This is a genomic window from Hymenobacter sp. 5317J-9 (assembly GCF_022921075.1).
Classification (GTDB): domain Bacteria; phylum Bacteroidota; class Bacteroidia; order Cytophagales; family Hymenobacteraceae; genus Hymenobacter.
The window spans coordinates 4,752,843-4,774,612 of record NZ_CP095050.1; the positions used below are offsets into that span (position 1 = coordinate 4,752,843).

A 21,770-nucleotide genomic window follows, 5' to 3' on the forward strand; every position below is an offset into this window, starting at 1 on the left:
CGGCGGCGCTAAGCGCTGGTGCGGCTGGAAGTTTCGTCGGCTACGGGCCGGCCGATGCGCGTGGTGAGGAAGTAGACCAGCGCGCCCACGGCCAGGGTGGCGAGGCCATAGAGCGACTCCCAGGGCTTGTCGCGCAGAATGAAGAAAAGCGTCCAGCCGCTGAGGGCAAGGAAAAGCAACGGGGTAATGGGGTAGCCCCAGGCGCGATATGGGCGCGGCAGGTTGGGCCGGCGCACGCGAAGGACGAACAGGCCGAGCACCGTGAGGAAAGTGAACAGGTTCAGCACAAAGCCGGCATACACGAGTACGCCCTGGAAACTGGGCCGCAGAATGAAGGCCAGGGTAATGGCCGTTTGCAGCAGCAGGGCGCGTACGGGAATGCCCGCGCGGCTTTTGGGGGCCAGGAAACGCAGGGCGGGCAGGTCCTCCCCCATCGTCTGGACGATGCGGGGGCCGGCAAACACCATCGAGCTAATGGTGGAAACCAGCAACGCGGCGATGACGCCACCCATCAGCCGGCCACCGAGCGGACCAAAAAGCGAGGTGGCGGCAACAAACCCGACTTCGACCTGCCCCTTCAAACCGGCAATTGAGGTAGAGCGCAGAAATACGTAGTTCAGCCCTACATATAATAGGAGCACGACGGCGGTGCCGGCCAGCAGGATGCGCGAGAGGTTGCGCCGGGGGTTTTCGATTTCGCCGGTGACGTACACGGCGGCGTTCCACCCGGAGTAGGCGTAGCTCACATACACGAGGCTGACGGCGAACGCCGGGCTGAGCAGCGCCTGCCAGCCGGCGGCATCGGCCACAAAGCTGATGGGCTGCCCCTCCCCTACCACCATGCCCGCGCCAATGAATACCACCAGCACGCCCACTTTGAGGGCGGTAATGATAATCTGAAGGCGGCTGCCGACGCGGGTGCTGCTGCCGTGTACCAGCGTGAGCAGCAGCACCACGGCCACCGAAAGCCAGGTGGGCTGCAAGCCTGGCCACACGCTTTTGGCGTATTGGCCCAGGGCCAGCGCGGCCAGGGCAGTGGGCGCTGCAAAGCCCACCGTGGCCGAAACCCACCCCGAAAGAAAGCCCAGCGCGGGGTGGTAAATCCGGCTCAGATAATGGTATTCGCCGCCCGAGCGGGGCATGGCGGCCGCCAGCTCGGCGTAGCTTACGGCCCCGCAGAGGGCAATGAGGCCGCCCACCAGCCACAGCATCAGCAGCGCAAATCCGCTCTGGATGCCCATTACCTGAAAGCCGAGACTGGTGAACACGCCCGTGCCCACCATGTTGGCCACCACAATAGCAGCCCCGGTGAGGAAGGTGATTTTATAAGGGGTTCGGGCAAGCTCGGGCATGGTGCAAAGATGCGAACCAATGCGAGAGGCCCAGCTTAGCCGTCCTGCTGAACGCAGTGAAGCACCTTATCACGTCCGAACAGGTCGTCCTGACGTGATAAGGTGCTTCACTGCGTTCGGCAGGACAGGCGGAGCAACTATTCCACTGCGCTGGCAGCCTTCGGCTTTTTGTAGAGCGGCACGGTGCTGCACGGCTCGCCGTACATGATGCTGCTCGTGACCGGCAACAGCTTTTGCATGACGGCCACATAGGCAAAAGTGGGCACGGGCTTGTCGCCGCAGCCCTTCACCACCACTTTGGCGTCGCGGTATTCTTCGAGATTGAGGGCGGCAATGGCTTCTTCGAACAGCGACTGCTCCAGCGCGTCGAGGTTGCCAAACACGTAGCGGTGGGCGTGGCCCTGCAGCTTGGTGGCGAGCAGCATGTAGGCCCAGGTGGGCACAATGGCATCGGCCGAGCAGACGATGGCGACGTTCTGGCCGTCGTACTGCGTCCAGTCGTGGGTTTTTACGAACTCGCGGAAGTCCTTTTCGCGCAGCATCAGGCCGTGGAAGAGGTTGTCTTTGATGTCGTACACCACCCGCTCGCCGGGATGGATGAATTCTTCCAGATTGAGGGTGACCAAGCCGGAATTAGCGACACGGTTGACGAAAAGAGGTTCCATATAGTAGCGCGGAATTTTAGTCCGCGATGAATAGGGTTTTGAAATGCAAAAGGCCTTCCGGCGCTGACTCGCGGACTAAAAGTCCGCGCTACTTCGCTTTCGGCGTGGTCGTGTATACTTCCTTCAGGTAAAACGGCTCGTAATAGGCCACATCCTGAAACTCCTGCCGGTGGAAGGCAGCAACGCCCAGCTGCCCTACCGAAATCGCCGAAGGCTCAATCCCCGCCAGGAAACCAGCATTGGAATGCGCCCTCAGCACCGCCTGAAACTTGGCCGCACCGTGACCAAAGAACAACACGGAACGATGGGCCAATTGTTCGGCCAGCGTGTCGGCGTCGAGGATGAGCGGTATGGGCGCGAGGACTTCCCGGCCATCGTGGGTATAAAGAGCGGCGTATACTTCCTGTCGCCGGGCATCCAGCATGGGGCAATACAGGAATTTTTCGGGCCATGCAGTGCCGGCTGCCACCTGCGCGGCCAGCGCCCGCAGTGTAATCACGGCCACCAGCGGAATATCGAGCGCGAAGCAGAGGCCTTTGGCGGCAGCCCCGCCAATGCGCAAGCCGGTGTAGGAACCCGGCCCGTCGCTCACGGCCACGGCGCCAAGGTCGGCCAGTTTGTGGCCGGTGTTGGCCAGCAACTGCTCGATGAGCACGGTGAGGTGGGTGGAATGCGACTTATCCAGCCGCAATTCTGACTGACCGAGGAGGGAGCCGTCTTCGAGTTGGTGCAGGGCCACCGAGCAGACGGGGGAGGAGGTTTCGAGAGAGAGGAGGAGCATTATTAAGCTAGCTGGCTACGTAGTTAGGATTACGGCTGATGTAATCCTCTATCACATCCTCCAATAAATAGTCTTCTTCATCCTCAGAGAAATGGTCAATGTATTCCGTCAGTTCCTCCGCGGAAAATACAGGGCTAATTAACACCTCCTGGATATGGTCAGCCAAAAGCTGCTGCAAAATGGCTTTGTAAGTGCCCGTGAAAATGATGTCAGCTTTTTCCGGTCCCTCATCACAATCCCAAAACTCATATCGCGTGACACTTCTGGCTTCCAGTGAAGTGTAGAACCATTCATCGGCATGCTGGTTGTCGCCCCAAGAAGTACTGTGTGCTCGAAATCGCCACAAAAAGCCATTCTTAAAATCGTCAATCTCAACTAGCTTTTCTGAGAAGCTGGGTATTCCCCAAGCTTCCCGGTTGGTGTTAAAGTTTTCTGCATCCTGATTTCGAATAAAAGCCGCTCTACTTCTCGAAGCCTCAGTTGCTAAAGCATCCAGCCGTCGCGCAATTTCTGATTGCAACTTGCTGGAGTTGCTCACACTTTCTAACTCTGTTGGTGAATCAACAACAGACACTAGAATACTTGGCTGCTTGACGAGCTCTTCAATTGACATTTTTCCTTCGCTCATGATACTCAATAAAAAAGCAGGCACCTCCCAGCGCCTGCTTTTCCAATTCTAACGCAACTCAAAATTACTTCGTCCCGGCCGACTTGCGGGCGCTGGCGGCCTGGCCCGTGGGCTTGAGCAGGGCGGCGTAGCGGTTCGGGTCGTTCAGGACGGCGACAGCGGCGATGATGTTGGGGTCGTCGTCGAAGCCGGCTTCTGTACGGCCCTTCTCGAAGTAATAGCGCGACACGATTTCCTGCTCCAACAGCTCCTTGATTTCGGGCTTGAAACGCTGCAGGTCGTTGGCCTTGTTCACGGTGATTTTTTTGCGGACGGCTTCAAGCTCCAGCTTCACGTCGTCGTAATGCTTTTCCTCTTTCACCTTTTTGCTGAGGTCGGTGAGGGCCTTTTCGGCGTCGGTGCTGTAGCTGATGTTCTTGCCTTGCAGGAAAGCCACGAATTTCTGGTACTCCGCATCGGTGAGCTTGAAGGCGCGGGCGGCCGGAATGCTGGCGTGCTCGGCGCGGTAGCGGGTGGCGTAGTCGAAAAGGTAGCTTTTCTGGAGCAGGATGCGGGTGATGTCGGCGATTTCGCGGTCCTGCACCTCAATGTCGGGGGCCACACCGCCGCCGTCGTACACGGTGCGGCCGGCGGTGGTTTTGAAGGCCGTGCGCAGTGAATCGGGGAATTTGCCCAGCGTGCCATCGTCGGCACGGTGCGCATAGTCGATTTCCTGAATGCAGCGGCCACTCGGGATGTAGTATTTGGCGGTCGTCACCTTCAGCTGCGAGTTGTAGCTCAGCGGCCGGGTGGCCTGCACCAAGCCCTTGCCGAAGGTGCGCTCGCCCACCAGCACGGCGCGGTCGTAGTCCTGCAACACCCCCGACACGATTTCTGAGGCCGACGCCGAGCGATTGCTCGTGATGATGGCAATCGGAATCTGGGTATCGAGCGGCTGGTCGAGGGCTTTGTAGGTTTTGTTCCACTCCGTCACCTTGCCCTTGGTGCTCACCACGTCGAGGCCTTTGTCGATGAAGAGGTTGGAGATATTCACCGCCTCGTTCAGCAGGCCGCCGGGGTTGTCGCGGATGTCGAACACAATTTTCTTCGCGCCCTGCTCCTTAAGCTTGGTCACGGCGTTGCGCACTTCTTTGCCAGCATCCACCGTGAAACCGCCCAGCTGGAAGTAGCCCACATCGCCGGAAATCATGCCGGTGTAGGGCACGTTGTCGACCTGAATTTTATCGCGGGTGATGTCGATTTCGATGGGCTTGTCTTGGCCGTAGCGCGTTACCATCAGCTTCACCATCGAATTGGCCTGGCCCTTGAGGAGCTTGCTGATGTCGGCGTTCGACTTTTTATCCACCACCACGCCGTTGATGTCGAGGATTTCATCGCCGGGGAGCAGGCCGGCTTTCTGGGCCGGGTAGCCTTCGTAGGCGCTTTGCACCACGGTTTTGCCGTTGCGCTTCACCACCGAGGCCCCGATGCCGCCGTACTGCCCGGTGGTCATGGTCCGAAAATCCTCGATGTCGTCTTCCGGAATGTAGTTGGTGTAGGGGTCGAGCGAGCGCAGCATGGCGTCGATGCCGGTTTTCACCAGCTTGGCGGGCGTAATCTCGTCGACGTAATAAGTGTTGACTTCCTTAAAGAGCGTAGCGAAAATGTCCAGATTCTTGGCAATCTCGAAGTACCGCTCGTTATCGGAGCCGGCTCGGAAGGAAGCCAGCCCCAGGGTGCTCAAGGCCAGGGCAGCGAGTAGCTTTTTGCGGATAGTCATACGGAACAGGTAGCGGCTAAGCGAATCTACGGAGCCGGCGGCGGGGCGGATGCCTCAACCGTCGTGCCCACCAAACGAAGAATACCGGAAATTAATTTTTTTTCCACCAGGACCAGTGGACTTTTTTCCTTCCCCGTGAAGATAATACCTAGCAGAGCGACTTGGTGCCCGCCTGGTTGCTCCGTAAGCCGATATTTATTGAGCCGATACGCCTCCCGAATGAGCCGCTTGAGGCGGTTGCGGTCGACGGCCCGTTTGAAGGTGCGCTTGCTCACGCTGATGAGCACCTGCGGCGGAGCCGTGGTGGCTACCTCGGTTTTGGTGTAGACGAAGCGCAGGGGATAAACGCCAAAAGAGGAACTCTGCTTCCCAAAAAGCTCTTCGATGAGCTTCTTGCGGCACAGGTGTTCCTCTTTCGGAAAGGTATGGCGGCGCGGGGGCGGCGCGGTACCGGTAGCCTCATCCCCCGGCCCCTTCTCCGGAAGAGAAGGGGTGCCAGGTGATTGTGGGTCTTGCATTTTCAGCGGTTAGCTAACAGCTATTAGCTAGTGGCTAACAGCTTAATTCCTAGCGCTTGTGCTTGCCTTCGTCGGATACGGTGAGGCGCTTGCGGCCTTTGGCGCGACGACGGGCCAGTACGTTACGGCCGTTGGCAGTTTCCATGCGGCTGCGGAAGCCGTGCTTGTTGACGCGCTTGCGCTTCGAAGGTTGGAAGGTACGTTTCATATCAAGGAATCTTAAAAAGACGAGTTTCGAGTTGGGCCGGCAAAGGTACGGGCTTCAACTGGAAAAGACAAGGGCCTCAGCTACTTTTACGAAGGGCACGTTGGCGAGCCGTAGCTTTAGGCCGTTCTAACCCGTTTTGGCGATGATTCACTACCGCGTTTCCTACGAGAACCCGCTCACCTTTTACCTCCAGATTGAACTCACGCTGGAAGTAGCGGCCGATGCCGCCGCGCCCCTGGAGCTGCAGCTGCCGGCTTGGCGTCCGGGCCGCTACGAACTGCAGAACTTCGCCCAGAAAATTCAGAGAGTGGAGGTTTTCGACGCTGGCTCCAGCCAGCCCCTCCCCTACCGCAAGCTCACCAAAGACCGGTGGGAAGTGGCGAACGCCGCCGGCCGCACGGTGCAGGTGCGCTACAATTTCTACGCCCACCAGATGGACGCCGGCGGCTCCTGGCTCGATGAGTCGCAACTCTACCTCAACCCCGTGCAGGCACTGATGTACGCCGAGGGCCGGCAGCAGGAGGCGTGCGACCTGACCCTGATGCTGCCCGATGACTGGGAAATAGCCTGCGGCCTGCTTCAAACCGCTCCCAATGTGCTTTCGGCGCAGAATTTTGACCAGCTCGCCGATTCGCCGCTGATTGCCAGCCCTACGCTGGCGCACCACGAGTACGAAGCCGGCGGGCTGCTCTTTCATGTGTGGGTACAGGGCGAGGCCGATGTGAACTGGCCGCAGCTGCTACACGATTTCAAAGCATTTTCGGAGGTGCAGTTGGAGTTGTTTGGGGGTTTTCCGGTGCCCGACTACCACTTTCTGAACCAGTTTCTACCTTACAAGCACTACCACGGCGTGGAGCACAACAACTCCACGGTGATTACGCTGGGACCGGCCGAGCTGATTATGAGCGAGGGCTTGTACAAGGAGTTGCTGGGCGTGAGCTGCCACGAACTGTTCCACACCTGGAACATCAAGAGCATTCGGCCCGCTGAGATGCAGCCCTACGACTATAGCCGCGAGAATTACTTCCGCACCTGCTTCATCGCCGAGGGCATCACTACGTATTACGGCGAGTACCTGCTGGCCCGCAGCCACGTGCGCACACCGGCGCAGTATTTTGAGGAGCTGAACACCGTGCTGCGCAAACACTACGACGATGCCGGCGGCGACAATCTCTCCCTGGCCGACGCCAGCATGGACCTGTGGCTGGACGGTTACAAAAACGGCGTGCCCGACCGCAAGGTATCGGTGTACCACAAGGGCGCGCTGGCCGCGCTGATTCTGGATTTGACCCTGCGCCAGCTGTCGGGCCACGCCCGCAGCCTCGATGATGTGATGCGGCGCCTGTACGAGGAGTTCGGCAAAACCGGCATCGGCTACACCGAGGACGACTACGTGCGCGTTGTAAACGAAGTGGCCGGGCGCGACATGCATGCGTATTTCGACAAATTCATCTACGGCACGGCGCCGCTGCAGGAAACGCTCGACCGGGTGCTGCACACCGTGGGCTGCCAACTGCTGGTGGGCGAAAACGCCTCGGCCTCGGAAGGGCTGTTCGGGTTTCGGACGGTGGTGAAGAACGAGCGCACCGAAGTCACGGCCATCTGGCCCGGCTCGCCGGCCGCCGCGGCCCTGACCGTCGACGACGAGATAGTGGCCATCAACGGCCGGCGCGTCGACATGAACCTGCAGTCGCTGCTCAGCAGCGGCGCGGCAGACTTTGAGGTGAGCGTGTTTCGCCAAAACCGTTTGCTGACCGTGCGGCTGGCCGCCACGCCCGGCGTCAGCTTCGGCCAGCGCTACGCCATCGACAAGCTCGACACGACCGACGCCGCCCAGCAGCGGGGGTATCAGCAGTGGCTGGGCTGGGAGTTTTAGGTTATTGGTAAATAAAAAGGCCCCGCCGGACGAGTCCGACGGGGCCTTTTTTATAGATGTAGCAGCTGCTAATTGCCCTGTTTGCCGGGGCCTTTGCCGCCGCCAACCGACATGGGGCGGTTGCCCTGCGGGTTGCTGCGGATGTTGTCGACGCCATGGCCGGCGCTGTTGCCGTCGGTGGTGTTGCCGTGCGCGGAAACGTCCATCGTGTTCGGGCTCTGCACTTGGGTGCTTTTCTTTTTGGTATTGGCGGCCGGGTTCACAGACGTTTTCTCATTCTGCAAGTCGGTGTCTTTCTTGGCGTGTCCCATGGCGGAAGGTGGTTGAGTGGAAGATGAGTAGTTGTACCCCTCCGCCGCCAAAAAGTTGCCTCCGATAACCTACGCCGGCACGTTGGCCACGGCCGTGGCCGGCACCACCTTCACCAGTTCGCCAAACTGGGCTTCGCGGGCTTCCACCTCCTCGTCGGTGAGGTTGAGCAGGCGCTCCGAGCCAAACTTCTCGACGCAGAACGAGGCCATGGCCGAACCGTGAATCACGGCGCGCTTCATGTTTTCGAAGCTGATGTCGTCGGTGGCCGCCAGGTGGCCAATGAAGCCGCCCGCAAACGTGTCGCCGGCGCCGGTGGGGTCAAACACTTCTTCCAGCGGCAGGGCCGGGGCGTAGAACACCTTGTTTTTGTGGAAAAGCAGCGCGCCGTGCTCGCCCTTCTTGATGATGAGGAACTTGGGGCCCATGGCCAGGATTTTCTTGGCAGCCTTCACCAGCGAATACTCGCCGGAAAGCTGACGGGCTTCCTCGTCGTTGATGCTGAGCACGTCCACCATTTCGATGGTGGCGATGAGCTCCTCGAGGGCAATGTCCATCCAAAAGTTCATCGTGTCCATCACAATCAGCTTGGGCCGGTTCACGAGGCGCTGAATGACGAGGCGCTGCACCTGCGGGGCCAGGTTGCCCAGCATGAGGTATTTGCAATCCTGGTAAGAATCCGGGATGATGGGGTCGAAATCGGCCAGCACGTTGAGCTCGGTCACGAGGGTTTCGCGCGAGTTCAGGTCCTTGGAGTACTTGCCCGACCAGAAGAACGACTTCTCGCCCTGCTTCACCTGCAGGCCTTCGGTGTCGACGCCGTGCTCTTCCAGCAGCAGGATGTCGGACTGCGGAAAGTCCTCGCCCACCACGGCCACCAGCTTCACCGCTTTCAGCGAATAGGATGCCGACAGGCTGATGTAAGTAGCGGCACCGCCGATGATTTTATCGGTTTTGCCGAAGGGCGTTTCGATGGCGTCGAACGCAACGCTGCCGATGACGAGAAGACTCATGGATGAAAAATGTGGTGAGTAAAAACGGTCGAAATTAGCTCCGCATTAAAACGGTGTTAAAGCAAGCAACAAAAAAGTCCCCGGATAATTCTCCGGGGACTCATTTTTGGTGGGTAAATAATGGGGCTCGAACCCACGACCTTCGGAATCACAATCCGACGCTCTAACCAGCTGAGCTATATCTACCGTGTTTGTTTTGGTAGGGCAAAGATAGAAAAAGAAGCGGGAATCGGCAAAAAAAGTTCGGACGGGTTGTGTAGAACGTCATGCACAGCGCCGCGAAGCATCTTGCCCGCAGTCACTAAACATAAAGTGGCAACGATTGAATTAGTAGTAGCGAGCAAGATGCTTCGCTGCGCTCGGCATGACTGCCTTTTGTTTCGGGAGAAGAAAGGCCGCATAAAAAATGCCGACCTTTGCCGGATGGAACCCACTACTGTCCCGTCGTTCAACGATTTCAAGCTCAATAAACAACTGCTCACCGCCGTGGCCGACGCCGGCTTTACGGAGCCCACGCCGGTGCAGCAGCAAACCATTCCGCTGCTACTAGCCGGGCACGACGTGCTGGGCATTGCCCAAACCGGCACCGGCAAAACGGCCGCCTTCGGCCTGCCGCTGCTGATGAAGGTGAAATATGCCCAGGGCACGAACCCGCGGGCACTGGTGCTAGCGCCCACGCGCGAGCTGGCCATGCAGATTGAGACCCACCTGAAAGCGCTGGCGGTGAATACCGACCTGCGCATTTTCGCCATTTACGGCGGCTTGGGGCCCAAAACGCAGATTGAAACCATTGCCCAGGGCCTCGATGTGCTGGTGGCCACGCCAGGCCGGCTGCTGGAAATCTACCTGAAAGGCGCCGTGCGCCTCACCGACCTGAAGACCTTCGTGATGGACGAGGCCGACAAGATGATGGACATGGGCTTCATGCCCCAGATTCGGCGCATTCTGGAAATTATTCCGCGCAAGCGGCAGAACGCGCTATTCTCGGCCACCATGCCGGAGCGCGTGACCGCGCTGAGCGAAGAATTCCTGGAATTTCCGGTGCGGGTGGAGGTGAGCCCGCCGGCCAAGACGGCTTCCACGGTGAGCCAGGTGCTGTATGAGGCGCCCAACCTGCTCACCAAAATCAACCTGCTCCACTTCCTGCTGCACCGCGACGCCGATACCATGACGCGGGTGCTGCTCTTCTGCCGCACCAAGGAGCACGCCGACCAGGTGGCTCACTTCCTGGAGCGCAAGGCTCCGGTGGGTGAGGTGCGCGTCATTCACGGCAACAAGGGCCAGAACGCCCGCATCAACAGCATGGACTCATTTCGGGCCGGCGAGGTGCGCTACATGGTGGCCACCGACGTGGCCGCCCGCGGCATCGACGTGCCGCAGGTGACGCACGTTATCAACTTCGACGTGCCCATCGTGCACGACGACTACGTGCACCGCATCGGGCGCACGGGCCGGGCCCAGCACATCGGGGCGGCCATCACCTTCGCCAACGAGGCCGAAATGGTGCACATCGGCGAGATTGAACAACTCATCAACCAGCAGATTGAGCTGCTGCCCCTGCCCGAAGAAGTGAAAGTGGAGGAAACGCCTTTTGAGGAAAAGCAGAAGATGGGCCGCGAACTCGACGACCGCCGCAAAAAGCTGGACCCCGAATTCAAGGGCGCTTTCCACGAGCGCAAGGAATGGATTAAGCCGGGCGTGACCATCGACAAGCGCACGGGCAAGCCCTTCGTGGAAGGCCAGAAAAAGAGCCGCAAGGGCGCCAAAGCCTTTGTGGGCAAGAAAGGCGGCTCGAACCCCGGCGTGAAGGCGCTGAAGCGGCGCGGGCGGTAGAGGAGTCGAGTTAACAAAAATCAGAACGTCATGCTGAGCGCCGCCGAAGCATCTCTACTGCAGCACTAAATCAAATTAGTCGCGCAGTAGAGATGCTTCGGCGGCGCTCAGCATGACGTTCTTTCTTTCTCAATTGTCAATTCAGCCAGCTACCTGCCGTGGTGGAACAGGTGCCCGAAGTGCATGCTGGCGAAGGTGAGGGCCGAGCCCCAGAACACCGCGCTTAGAAACATGTGGAGCAGGATGCGCTGCCGCGGCACGCCCAGCAGCGTGGCGATGACCGTGCCGCCGATGGGCGAGAGCAGAATGGGCGTGAGGAAGGCAATACCGCCCATCCCAAACTTGCGGAAAACCTTGATGATGTTGCGCGAGCGTTTGGTAAAAATGGGCTCGCGGCGCAGGCGGCGCTGCTTCTGGCGGTGCTGCATCCAGGCGCGGCCCACGCCCGAGAAGACGAACACGCTGGTCATCATGCCGGCCACGGTGAGGGCCAGCGTGGGCCAGAAGTGCAACCCCATGGAAGTGCCGGCCAACGGGCCGCCCAAAAACTTGACCGTGCTCAACAAGAACACGGACGCGCATTTAACGGCGGGATGAAGCACGGGACGACGGAAGGCAGGCGGTGGAAGGGGCAACAAACGCGGGGTGGGCGCGTGGCAAAGATACCCATTTCGAGGAGCCAGGGTTCAAAAGCACGTGAAGGATTTTAAACCCTGGCGATGCCTACAGCTTGCTGCCGTAGCTGAGGTCGCCGGCGTCGCCGAGGCCGGGCACGATGTAGGCCTGCTCGTTGAGCTTTTCGTCGATGGCGGCCACCCAGAGGTTGGCTTCGGGTATTTCGCGGGCCACGTAGGCCAAGCCTTCGGGCGAGGCAATAACGGCAGCGATGTGCACCTGACGCGGCGTGCCGAAGCGCAGCATGGCCCGGTAGGTTTGCACGAGGCTTTTGCCGGTGGCCAGCATGGGGTCGGCCAAAATCAGCACCCGCTCGTCGAGACTGGGGGCCGAGAGGTAGTCGACCTGCACCTGCACCTGGGCTGTGCCCTCGATGCGGTAGGCGGCCACGAAGGCGCTGGGCGACTGGTCGAAATAATTCAGAAAGCCCTGGTGAAACGGCAGGCCGGCGCGCAGCACCGTGGCCAGGATGGGAAAGTCGTGCAGCAGTTTGCCGCGGGTTTCGGCTAGCGGCGTCTGAATGACTTGCTCGGTGTAGCTGAGGTGGGCGCTGATGCGGTAGGCAATAATTTCGCCCAGGCGCTGCAAGTTGCGGCGGAAGCGCAGGCTGTCTTTCTGCACGTCTTTGTCGCGCAGCTCGGCCAGGAAGTGGTTGGCGATGCTGGGCTCGGCGCACACCACGTGAATGTTGGCCTGAGCCTCGGCGGCCTCGGTGCGCTGCGGCACCGAGGGGTTGGCGGGAGTGAAAAGCGGGGGTGTGGCCATGCGAGGAAGAATTGGGGGATGACGCTGGGAGACAGAGCCCGGCCGGGCCCCGAAGTTGGCACAAAAAGCGGCGGCGGGCAAGAAACGCCCCCTTAATTCGTCTTACGGACGAGCACGGCCCGGGTGGCAGCAGCCGGCCCGCTCCGCGGGTCCTTTCGCCCTTGCCAACGCCTTGCTGCGTAGGTTTGTTAAGAAATTACCGCCAGTGGCCAGTGTGTGGCCCCGCCGTTCCGCTTATCAGGCGTCCTATCTCTATTTATGCACAAATCTCTGCTGCTGTGCGCCGGATTGGCGCTATTGGCGGGCCCCGTGGCGGCCCAAACCGACCCCACTCCGCCGGCGCCGACGCCCGCCTCCACCCCGGAAGCCAAATCGCCGTGGCTGGTGTTCGACCAGCCCGTGCCGCCCACCGATACCCCGCCGGCGAAGGCCAGCAAAACCACCCAGGGCGCCAACTACGTGCCCCTCGACGTGAACACCTACCGGCTGATTGACCGGTACGCCATCAAGTTCGGGCCCGACTCGCTGAACGACCCGCACACCAGCGTGCGGCCCTACACGCGTGCCGCGGTGGCCCGGCTGGGCGAGCGTATGCTGTCGCCGGACAGCGTGACGCGCTCGGGCGGCAGCCTTTCGCGGGCCGACCGCTTCAACGCCCAATACCTGCTGAAAGACAACTGGGCCAACAGCGCCCGCGGCGCGGCCATCAACCAGAGCGCAAAGCCCTTCCTCACCTACTTCTACCGCGACCAGACCGACTTCTACCACGTCGAAACCAAGGACTTCACGCTGCGCGTGAACCCGGTGCTGCTACTCGAAGGCGGCAAAGACAGCGAGTTGAGCGGCCTGCGCTACGTGAACACGCGCGGCGTGCAGATAGAAGGCACCATTGACCAGAAACTGGGCTTCTACACCTTTCTAACTGATAACCAGGAGGCCGTGCCGGGCTACGTGCAAACGCGCATTCAGCGCGACCAGATTGTGCCGCACGAGGGCTTCTGGAAGTACTATAAGAACAAGCCCGACCAGTACGACTTCTTCACGGCGCGGGGCGGCATTACTTACGCGGCCGGCAAGCACATCAACCTGCAGCTGGCGCACGACCGCAACTTCATCGGCAACGGCTACCGCTCGCTCATTCTCTCGGACTACAGCACGCCGTATTTCTTCCTGAAAATCAACACGCGGGTTTGGAAATTCAACTACCAGAACCTGTTTGCCGAGATGACGGCGCAGAAGGAATCCAGCGACCAGGTGTACCCGAAGAAGTACATGGCGCTGCATCACCTCAGCTTCGATGTGACGCCAAATTTCAACATTGGGGTGTTTGAAAGCACCATTTTCGGCAGCGACGGGGTTGATTCGCTTTACACTCGCCAGGGAGGAGCACCGCAGTTGGTGCTGCGGCCCCGGCACCGCTTCGAGGCCCAATACCTGAACCCGGTCATCTTCTACCGGGCCATTGAGCAGCAGGTGGGCTCGGCTGATAACGCCATTTTGGGCCTTGATTTCAAATGGAATATCCTGCACACGGCGCAGCTGTATGGCCAACTGGTGCTCGACGAGTTCAAAATCAGCGAAATACGCGCCGGTAACGGCTGGTGGGGCAACAAGCAGGCCTTCCAGTTGGGCGGCAAGTACATCGACGTGGCCGGCCTGCGCAACCTCGACCTGCAGGTAGAATTCAACTACGTGCGGCCCTACACTTACCAGCACGAGGATATTTACACCAGTTACCAGCACTACCAGCAGCCCCTCGCCCACCCCATGGGCGCCAACCTGGCCGAGATTCTGGGCGTGCTGAGCTACCAGCCGCTGCCCCGCCTGATGCTGGTGGGCAAAGCCTTCTACTCGGAGCAAGGCCTCGACATCATCAATGGCGACGTGACCGGTGCCAACTACGGCGGCAACGTGCTCAAGTCCTACAACACCCGCGTGAGCGAGTACGGCAACAAAACCGCCCAAGGCAATAAGAGCCAGCTGCTGCACGCCGATTTCACGGCCACGTACCAGCCCCGCCTCAACCTGTTCCTCGACGCCAAGCTCATTGCCCGGCACCAGACCTACTCGCTCACGCCCAACCTGAACGGCAACGAAGTGTATGCCTCGCTGGCCCTGCGCTGGAACATCGCCCAGCGCCTCCACGAATTTTAACAGGGTATGAAAACCTATTTGCGCATCCTGCAGTACGCCCGGCCGCTGGCCGCTTTCCTGCCGCAGTATTTGCTGTATACGGTGCTGACCATCTTTTTCAGCATCGGCAACTTCACCCTCATCATTCCGCTGCTGAGCGTGCTGTTTGACAAAACCGACAAGGTGCCCATGCGCGCGCCCGACCACCTGCCGAATTTTAAGCCCACCATTCAGTGGGTCACGGATACGTTCAACTACTTCTTCGCCGATGTACTGACGACGCACGGCAAGATGGGGGCGCTGGCCTTTGTGTGCGGCGTGGTGGTGGTATCGGTGCTGCTGAGCAACGTGTTTCGTTACCTCAGCCTGCGCCTGCTGGCCAAGGTACGGGCCCGCGTCATCCGCAACCTGCGGCGCGACTTGTACCACCGCATCATTGGCCTGCAGCTGGGCTTCTTTTCGGGCGAGCGGAAGGGCGACCTGATGTCGCGCTTCACGGCCGATGTGCAGGAGGTGGAAACGTCGGTGGTCAACACCTTCACGGCCGTCATCAAGGAGCCGCTCACCATTGTGGCGTACTTCCTGGTGCTGTTTCACATGTCGGTGCCGCTCACGCTGTTTACGCTGGTGCTGCTGCCCATTTCCGGCGGCATCATTGCCACTATTGCCAAGCGGCTGCGCACCCAGGCCAAGCAGAGCCAGAAAACGCTGGGCTCCATGCTGTCGGTGATTGACGAGACGTTGGGCGGCATCCGGGTCATCAAGGCCTTCAATGCCCAGGAATACATTAAGGGCAAGTTTGAAGAGGAAAACGACCAGTACGCCCGCACCTCGCGCAACATCGACAACACCCGGGACCTGGCCTCGCCGTTTTCGGAATTTGCGGGCGTGAGCGTAGTGGCGGGGCTGCTGTACTTCGGCGGCACGCTGATTCTGGGCGGGCAGTCGGCGCTCGATGGCGAAACCTTTATCGGCTACGTCATCCTGTTTTCGCAGGTGCTCACGCCGGCCAAGGCCTTGTCCAGCTCCTTCGGCAACATCCAGCGCGGGCTGGTGGCCGGCGAGCGGGTGCTGAGCATCATCGACACCGAGCCAGCTATTCGCGACCGGCCCGACGCGGCGGTGCTGCCGCCTTTCGAGCGCGAAATCGAGTTCCACCACCTGAGCTTCAGCTACGGCGAAACGCCCGTGCTCCACGACATCAACCTGACTATCAAAAAAGGCCAGACCGTTGCCTTGGTAGGCGGCAGCGGCGGCGGCAAAAGCACGCTGGCCGACCTGCTGCCCCGCTTCTACGACCCCAGCGCGGGCCAGATTCTGGTTGACGGCCACGACCTGCGCGCGTGCAGCCTGCATTCGGTGCGCGACCAGATGGGCATCGTGACGCAGGAAAGCATCCTGTTCAACGACACCATTTTCAACAACATCCGTTTCAACACCGCCGCCACCGAGGCCGAGGTGATGGAGGCCGCCCGCATTGCCAACGCCCACGAATTCATCGTGGCCAGCCCTGAGGGCTACCAGACGGTGATTGGCGACCGGGGCTCGCGCCTCTCGGGCGGGCAGCGGCAGCGCCTGAGCATTGCGCGCGCCATCCTGCGCAACCCGCCCATCCTCATTCTCGACGAAGCCACTTCGGCCCTCGACACCGAAAGCGAGAAGCTGGTGCAGGAGGCCCTGCAGCGGCTGATGCAAAACCGCACCTCGCTCGTCATTGCCCACCGCCTGAGCACGGTGCAGCACGCCGACGAAATTGTGGTGCTGCAGCACGGCCGCATCGTGGAGCGCGGCACCCACGACGAGCTTATCCGGCGCGAGGGCGGCGTGTACCAGCGCCTGAGCTCGATGCAGACGAACGCGGCCCTGGTGTAGTCAGCGGCTCAAACCCTTGTCGGGGGGCGTCCTGGGCGCTATAGTTTACTTATTGGTTTCCCGCATGCTGCGCAAAAATCCTTTTCGCCTCTTCCTCTATCTCGTCATCGGGATAGTTGTGCTCAAGCTCTGTTACAACCTGGGGTACAGCTTCGTCAAGAAGCGGGCTGATGAAACGACGAATACGCCCCGCCACGTAAGCAACGCCCGCCGCCAGGGCCAGGAGCTACGGGGCGTGCAGGCCGAGCCCGTGGATTCTGCCGCCGCGGCCGACTCTGCCCGGTAGGCTCGGTAGCCTATTTCACCGGCCCCTCGTTTAATAAGCGCTATTTTGCGCACACAGCCGTCTTCCCGGCCAGCCACGCCCGGGCCTTACACTTCTCACCTTATACGCTTTTCGCCATGCTCGCCCTCAAACGCATTGTTACCGTTGCCGTGATGGTTTACCTCCTGCTGGCGGTGTTGTTCGTTCTTGCCCCCGCCGTGCGCACCTCCGTGATGGGCATGGGCGACGGCCTGTCGGCCTTGGAACAGGAGCGCAGCTTCTACTACACCATGTTCCTGATTGGGGCCGGCCTGCTGGCCCTGCATCTCATCACCGAAAACCTCGACAGCGTGTTGCTGCGCCGCTCGGTGAGCCAGCACGAAAACAAAATCAACGAACTGAAAGCCAAGCTCTACGACCAGCAGCAGCGCGCTGTACCGCCCGTGGGCGTGCCCAGCGCCCGCACCATCGACGGCCGGGTGAACACCGAGCACACCACCGTGCACCCCACCCAAAGCCAGGCCGCCGGCACCGCGAGCCTGACCGAAAACCGCACCGCCGACCACCTCCCCCAGCCCACCTTCCCGCAGAGCGACCCCAGCCTGACCAACACACCGCCCGCCGAGCGCCCGCCGCTGGCCTAAGCTTCCGCCTGCCCACCAGAATACCTTCCCAGTGCCCGATTCCGCCCTAACCGACCTCATCCACGCCGAGCTCAGCGAGGCCCGCTCCGTGCTCGACCGCTTTCTGGCCGAGCCCGAAAACCTGGCCCGCATTGCCGCCGCGGCCGATGTGTTTGCCACTAGCCTGCGCTCCGGCGGCAAAGCCCTCACCTGCGGCAACGGCGGCAGCCTCTGCGATGCCCAGCACTTTGCCGAAGAGCTCAGTGGCCGCTACCGCAACGACCGCCGCGCCCTGGCCGCCATCGCCCTCACCGAAGCCTCGCACATGACCTGCGTGGCCAACGATTACGGGTTTGAGTTCGTGTTCAGCCGCTTTGTGCAGTCTCTGGGCCGGCCCGGCGACGTGCTGCTGGCCATCAGCACCAGCGGCAACTCGCCCAACATCCTGCGCGCCGCCGAAGCCGCTAAAGAAGCCGGGATGCGGGTGGTTTCGCTCACCGGCAAGGACGGCGGCCAGCTGGCCGGCCTCAGCGACGTTGAAATCCGCGTGCCACACTTCGGGTACGCAGACCGGATTCAAGAAATCCACATTAAGGTGATTCACATCCTGATTCTGCTGATTGAGAAGCTGGTGCTAGCCTAATTCGTGCTTTGACTGTACCGCCTTTGGGTTGTGGGTCGCTGTGCGGATGCTGGCTGAAGCTGACGGGTGGCGCCATTCAGCATGGCAGCAACGGCGCTCAGCGTGCTTTTTGGGCCGGGTTAGATAAGAGTGAAGAACAAGGTAGAAATCCGCTCTAGCTTTGCGGGAGGATTTCCTTTGTCCTTATTCTATAGCTCTAACTCTACCAGCTTTTTATGCTTACCAAAACCTTCGGCTCGGCCGTGCAGGGTGTGAACGCCTACACCATCATCATTGAGGTGGTGGTTTCGGCCGGCACGGGGTTCAACGTGGTGGGCCTGCCCGACAACGCCATCAAGGAGAGCCAGCAGCGCATTGAGGCGGCGCTGAAGTTTCGGGGCTACCGCATGCCGCGCACCAAAACCGTGGTGAACATGGCCCCGGCCGACATCCGCAAGGAAGGCGCGGCGTATGACCTGCCCATTGCGCTGGGCATTTTGCACGCCTCGCAGCAGTTGAATACGGAGCGGCTGCCCGAGTACATCATCATGGGCGAGATGTCGCTCGACGGCGAGTTGCGGCCCATCAAGGGCGTGCTGCCCATTGCCATTCAGGCCCGTAAAGAAGGCTTCAAGGGCATTATTCTGCCCAAGGAAAACGCCGAGGAAGCGGCCATTGTCAACAACCTCGACGTCATTGCCGTGGCCAGCATGCAAGAGGCCATCGACTTCTTCGAGGGCCGGCTTGACATCACGCCCAAGAAGGTGGACACGCGCGACCTGTTCCAGCATTCCGTGAATAAGTACACGGCCGACTTCGCCGACGTGCAGGGCCAGGAAAACATCAAGCGGGCGCTGGAAATAGCGGCAGCCGGCGGCCACAACGTGATTATGATAGGCCCGCCCGGCGCCGGCAAAACCATGCTGGCCAAACGCCTGCCCAGCATCTTGCCGCCCCTGAGCATGCAGGAGGCGCTGGAAACCACCAAAATCCACTCGGTGGCCGGCAAGCTGGCGGGCGGCGGGCTGCTGAGCACGCGGCCGTTTCGGGCACCGCACCACACCATTTCCGACGTGGCGCTGGTGGGCGGGGGCGGCAACCCGCAGCCCGGCGAAATCTCGCTGGCCCACAACGGCGTGCTGTTTCTCGACGAGCTGCCGGAGTTCAAGCGCACGGTGCTGGAGGTGATGCGCCAGCCGCTGGAGGAGCGCCGCGTCACCATTTCGCGCGCCAAGGTCAGCATTGAGTTTCCGGCCAATTTTATGCTCATCGCCAGCATGAACCCCTGCCCCTGCGGATATTACAATCACCCCGAGAAGGAATGCGTGTGCGGCCCCGGCGTGGTGCAGAAGTACCTGAACAAGGTTTCGGGCCCGCTGCTCGACCGCATCGACCTGCACGTGGAGGTGACGCCCGTGACCTTCGACCAGATGACGGAAACCCGCAAGGCCGAAACCAGCGCCGACATTCAGCCCCGCGTGGACCGGGCCCGCGCCGTGCAGGAAGCCCGCTTTCGCGAATACGCCGACATTCACTCCAACGCCATGATGCCCCCGCAGATGGTGAAGGACCTGTGCGCCATCAGCGAAGAGGGGCGCACGCTGCTGAAGACAGCCATGGAGCGCCTCGGCCTGAGCGCCCGCGCCTACGACCGGATTCTGAAAGTGGCCCGCACCATTGCCGACCTGGCCGGCGCCGACGACATTCAGCTGCCGCACCTGGCCGAAGCCATTCAGTACCGCAGCCTCGACCGCGAGGGCTGGGCCGGCTAACGCCCGGTATCAGCCGTGACCGCAGCGGCTGGAAGATGCATTTTTTGCGCGCTGATGCGCCGCTGCCACCACATGATGACCGGGACGCCAACCAGCGTGGGCCACAGGAAATTGTAGGGAAAGGGAATGAAGCGCAGACTGGTGACCGAAAACGCCGACACGGCCGCGATGTAGGAAGCCAGAAAGCCGGAAATATGGTTGCGCAGCCACTGGTTTTTGGCCCAGTGCCCGGCGTTAGCGTAGCCGCGCAGCTGCCGGGCCGCCGTCATGGCGCCTATTGCGCCAAACACGCCCACGGGAATGTTGCGGGCCACTAAGGCATAGCCCACCGTGCCCAGAAATACGGCCAGCCCGACGCCGGCCACGGCCCAGTCGAAGGGCGCCACTTCGGCGTCCCAGGCCAAGTGCTTGAGGTAGAGCGAGCGGTAGCCAAAGCAGGCCATGTAGAGGCTGAACACGGCCGTGAGCAGCAAAAACAAGCTGTGGATGTGCTGTGCGCCCACCAGCGCCGTGAGGCCGGCCACGGCCATGGCCCAGAAAAACACCCGGCCCCAACGGCGGTGGGCCGCGCCGCCCTTGCGCACGGCCAGCGCCACGGGCGCCACGAAAAAGCCAATAAATCCGGCGGTGATGTGCAGGTAGCGGTTGACCTGAAAGAAGGTTTCCATGGCATTCGACGCGGTCAATGATTCACCGCAGCCGAAAGATGGCAGGCTAGGCCCGGCACAACCCCGGAAAAATGCCTGAACCGTCGGCTTCAGCAGCTGAAGCATCTTTTAGGACAGACCAGGCGATTGCGGCGCTACAGCTTCGCCCCTACTTTGAACTCTATCACGTCGGCGGCGCCGCGGTGAATTTTCAGGTCGATGGCGCCGAACAGCAAGTCGGTGAAGTGGTACTTCAGGCCCAGGCGCTCGTAGTAGGGCGTGCTCGATTTGTAGGGCGCGTACACGTAGAAGCCCAGGTGCGAATCGAAAGCCAGGCGACCAAACAGCAACTCGTGGCCGATAAATACGCCCGCCTTTTTCACGTCGGGCTGCTTGAGGCCGGCACGGGTGGTGTCGTTCAGGGTGGCTTTCAGGCTGCGGTCGTTGAAGCCCTCCACGCCCAGCAGCAGGTTGGATTTGCGGTTCATGCGGCGGCCCACGGCCAGCGTCACCGAGTTCACGAGGTACTTCTGCTTGTCGCCCTCGGTGCGTTGCTTGAAGCCCAGGCTGGTGCTCACGTTGTAGAACATGTGGCCCACGTCTTCCGGGGCCGGCGCGTAAGGGTTCACCTGCACGGGGTGGCGCTGCTCGTGGTAGTTGAGGCCCAGCACCAGCGAAGGCAGGTTCACGCCAAAGTTGGGCTTGGTGGTGGCGCCGTTGGAAAAGTGGTTCAGGCCGATGCCGGCCAGCAGGCCCAGGTGCGGGGTAAGGGCGTAGTCGTACTCAAACCGCAGCTGCAGCGTGGCGTTGAGGGCCGAGCTGGCAATGGTGTTTTTGTGGTTGGTTTCCTGGTTGTAGGGGTTGGTGAGGTAGGCCAGCCCGGTGCCCAGCCGGAAGCTAAAATCGTGCTTCTCGCCCCGCGAAAACGACTTGCTGATGTAGGGGCTGGCCGCAAAGGCGTAGCCCAGCACCGGGTTGTGAAAGTCGTAGTACGTGAGGGCCAAGCCAATTTTCGGAAACTTGTACCAGCCGTGCCAGGGCGCGGCGCCGGTGGTTTGGCGCTGCAGGTTGATTTCGAACCCCGTGGGGTGCGAGGCCACCAAGTGACGGATGGCGTAGGTGTGCGCCATGATGATGCTGCCCTGCGCATACGCTCCCACCACCAGCGGCATGCGCGGGGCCTCAGGCGCAGTAGCGGGCGCCTCCTGCGCGCGGGCGCCAAAGCCACTCAGGCAAAGAAAAGCCACCGGCTTCCATCGGCACGAGAAACGGAATAGAGGAAACATAGCGGGCACTTTAAGCCCAAAAATAGCACCCCGCAGCGCTCCACGACCGAAAAGGCATGAAACGTACAGAATTTTGGCAACCTCTGGCCGATAACCGTGGTATACGGCTCGGTTCACGGCTTCCGTGCGCCTCACCCCCCACCACTTTTTACTTATTCCTATCCCTTT

General features: G+C 60.9%; 21 protein-coding genes and 1 tRNA gene. 8 read left to right on the forward strand and 14 right to left on the reverse strand.

The features are described from left to right. Positions 1 to 8: 8 nt before the first annotated feature. From MUN81_RS19980 to rpmH, 7 genes are all read right to left on the reverse strand, one after another. On the reverse strand, positions 9 to 1,352 hold the full coding sequence (locus MUN81_RS19980; RefSeq protein ID WP_245113727.1) for an amino acid permease: 1,344 nt from the start codon (positions 1,350 to 1,352) through the stop codon (positions 9 to 11). A 137-nt stretch (positions 1,353 to 1,489) separates the two neighbouring features. Further along, positions 1,490 to 2,017, reverse strand: a complete 528-nt coding sequence (locus MUN81_RS19985; RefSeq protein ID WP_245113729.1) for a DUF2480 family protein — start codon at positions 2,015 to 2,017, stop codon at positions 1,490 to 1,492. A gap of 88 nt (positions 2,018 to 2,105) precedes the next feature. Further along, positions 2,106 to 2,798 carry a tRNA (adenosine(37)-N6)-threonylcarbamoyltransferase complex dimerization subunit type 1 TsaB gene (tsaB, locus tag MUN81_RS19990; protein ID WP_245113731.1) on the reverse strand — a complete coding sequence of 231 codons (693 nt, stop codon included), beginning with the start codon at positions 2,796 to 2,798 and terminating at the stop codon, positions 2,106 to 2,108. Between the two features lie 7 nt (positions 2,799 to 2,805). After that, a complete protein-coding gene (locus tag MUN81_RS19995) occupies positions 2,806 to 3,426 on the reverse strand; it encodes a hypothetical protein (RefSeq protein ID WP_245113732.1) in 621 nt (206 codons plus the stop codon). A gap of 64 nt (positions 3,427 to 3,490) precedes the next feature. After that, entirely contained in the window at positions 3,491 to 5,185 is a 1,695-nt protein-coding gene (locus tag MUN81_RS20000; protein WP_245113734.1) for a S41 family peptidase, read from the reverse strand. A 26-nt stretch (positions 5,186 to 5,211) separates the two neighbouring features. Further along, positions 5,212 to 5,703, reverse strand: coding sequence for a ribonuclease P protein component (locus tag MUN81_RS20005; RefSeq protein WP_245113736.1), 492 nt, complete (start codon positions 5,701 to 5,703; stop codon positions 5,212 to 5,214). A gap of 49 nt (positions 5,704 to 5,752) precedes the next feature. Then, a complete protein-coding gene (gene rpmH, locus MUN81_RS20010; protein WP_190928465.1) occupies positions 5,753 to 5,911 on the reverse strand; it encodes a 50S ribosomal protein L34 in 159 nt (52 codons plus the stop codon). A 142-nt stretch (positions 5,912 to 6,053) separates the two neighbouring features. Here rpmH and MUN81_RS20015 point away from each other — a divergent pair, with 142 nt between their 5' ends. Next, positions 6,054 to 7,787: a PDZ domain-containing protein gene (locus MUN81_RS20015; protein ID WP_245113738.1), complete on the forward strand. Its 1,734-nt coding sequence runs from the start codon at positions 6,054 to 6,056 to the stop codon at positions 7,785 to 7,787. A gap of 68 nt (positions 7,788 to 7,855) precedes the next feature. Here MUN81_RS20015 and MUN81_RS20020 read toward each other — a convergent pair whose 3' ends face one another. The 3 genes from MUN81_RS20020 to MUN81_RS20030 form a co-directional block, all read right to left on the reverse strand. Next, positions 7,856 to 8,098 carry a hypothetical protein gene (locus tag MUN81_RS20020; RefSeq protein ID WP_190928460.1) on the reverse strand — a complete coding sequence of 81 codons (243 nt, stop codon included), beginning with the start codon at positions 8,096 to 8,098 and terminating at the stop codon, positions 7,856 to 7,858. 69 nt (positions 8,099 to 8,167) lie between these two features. After that, positions 8,168 to 9,109: a PfkB family carbohydrate kinase gene (locus MUN81_RS20025; protein ID WP_245113740.1), complete on the reverse strand. Its 942-nt coding sequence runs from the start codon at positions 9,107 to 9,109 to the stop codon at positions 8,168 to 8,170. 111 nt (positions 9,110 to 9,220) lie between these two features. Continuing rightward, positions 9,221 to 9,296: transfer RNA gene (locus MUN81_RS20030), tRNA-His, on the reverse strand. A gap of 236 nt (positions 9,297 to 9,532) precedes the next feature. Here MUN81_RS20030 and MUN81_RS20035 point away from each other — a divergent pair. Beyond that, positions 9,533 to 10,942, forward strand: a complete 1,410-nt coding sequence (locus tag MUN81_RS20035; RefSeq protein WP_245113742.1) for a DEAD/DEAH box helicase — start codon at positions 9,533 to 9,535, stop codon at positions 10,940 to 10,942. Positions 10,943 to 11,091: 149 nt separating this feature from the next. On the opposite strand, the gene MUN81_RS20040 is transcribed toward MUN81_RS20035, so the two are convergent. Together MUN81_RS20040 and upp are read right to left on the reverse strand one after the other, a co-directional pair. After that, positions 11,092 to 11,460 (reverse strand): hypothetical protein, encoded by a 369-nt coding sequence (locus MUN81_RS20040; RefSeq protein WP_245113744.1) that lies wholly within the window; start codon positions 11,458 to 11,460, stop codon positions 11,092 to 11,094. 205 nt (positions 11,461 to 11,665) lie between these two features. Continuing rightward, a complete protein-coding gene (gene upp, locus MUN81_RS20045; RefSeq protein ID WP_245113746.1) occupies positions 11,666 to 12,382 on the reverse strand; it encodes a uracil phosphoribosyltransferase in 717 nt (238 codons plus the stop codon). 258 nt (positions 12,383 to 12,640) lie between these two features. Here upp and MUN81_RS20050 point away from each other — a divergent pair, with 258 nt between their 5' ends. The 6 genes from MUN81_RS20050 (at position 12,641) to MUN81_RS20075 (ending at position 19,669) form a co-directional block, all read left to right on the forward strand. Next, positions 12,641 to 14,536 carry a capsule assembly Wzi family protein gene (locus MUN81_RS20050; RefSeq protein WP_245113747.1) on the forward strand — a complete coding sequence of 632 codons (1,896 nt, stop codon included), beginning with the start codon at positions 12,641 to 12,643 and terminating at the stop codon, positions 14,534 to 14,536. A 6-nt stretch (positions 14,537 to 14,542) separates the two neighbouring features. Then, positions 14,543 to 16,387, forward strand: a complete 1,845-nt coding sequence (locus MUN81_RS20055) for an ABC transporter ATP-binding protein (RefSeq protein ID WP_245113749.1) — start codon at positions 14,543 to 14,545, stop codon at positions 16,385 to 16,387. 64 nt (positions 16,388 to 16,451) lie between these two features. Beyond that, on the forward strand, positions 16,452 to 16,673 hold the full coding sequence (locus tag MUN81_RS20060; RefSeq protein WP_245113750.1) for a hypothetical protein: 222 nt from the start codon (positions 16,452 to 16,454) through the stop codon (positions 16,671 to 16,673). A 116-nt stretch (positions 16,674 to 16,789) separates the two neighbouring features. Beyond that, positions 16,790 to 17,296: a hypothetical protein gene (locus tag MUN81_RS20065; RefSeq protein ID WP_245113752.1), complete on the forward strand. Its 507-nt coding sequence runs from the start codon at positions 16,790 to 16,792 to the stop codon at positions 17,294 to 17,296. 31 nt (positions 17,297 to 17,327) lie between these two features. After that, a complete protein-coding gene (lpcA, locus tag MUN81_RS20070; RefSeq protein WP_245113754.1) occupies positions 17,328 to 17,918 on the forward strand; it encodes a D-sedoheptulose 7-phosphate isomerase in 591 nt (196 codons plus the stop codon). Between the two features lie 215 nt (positions 17,919 to 18,133). Beyond that, positions 18,134 to 19,669 carry a YifB family Mg chelatase-like AAA ATPase gene (locus tag MUN81_RS20075; protein ID WP_245113755.1) on the forward strand — a complete coding sequence of 512 codons (1,536 nt, stop codon included), beginning with the start codon at positions 18,134 to 18,136 and terminating at the stop codon, positions 19,667 to 19,669. Here MUN81_RS20075 and MUN81_RS20080 read toward each other — a convergent pair. After that, positions 19,666 to 20,337, reverse strand: coding sequence for a hypothetical protein (locus tag MUN81_RS20080; RefSeq protein ID WP_245113756.1), 672 nt, complete (start codon positions 20,335 to 20,337; stop codon positions 19,666 to 19,668). The genes MUN81_RS20075 and MUN81_RS20080 overlap by 4 nt on opposite strands. A 134-nt stretch (positions 20,338 to 20,471) precedes the next feature. Then, complete coding sequence (locus tag MUN81_RS20085; RefSeq protein ID WP_245113758.1) at positions 20,472 to 21,602, reverse strand: acyloxyacyl hydrolase; 1,131 nt, start codon at positions 21,600 to 21,602, stop codon at positions 20,472 to 20,474. Positions 21,603 to 21,770 lie beyond the last annotated feature (168 nt).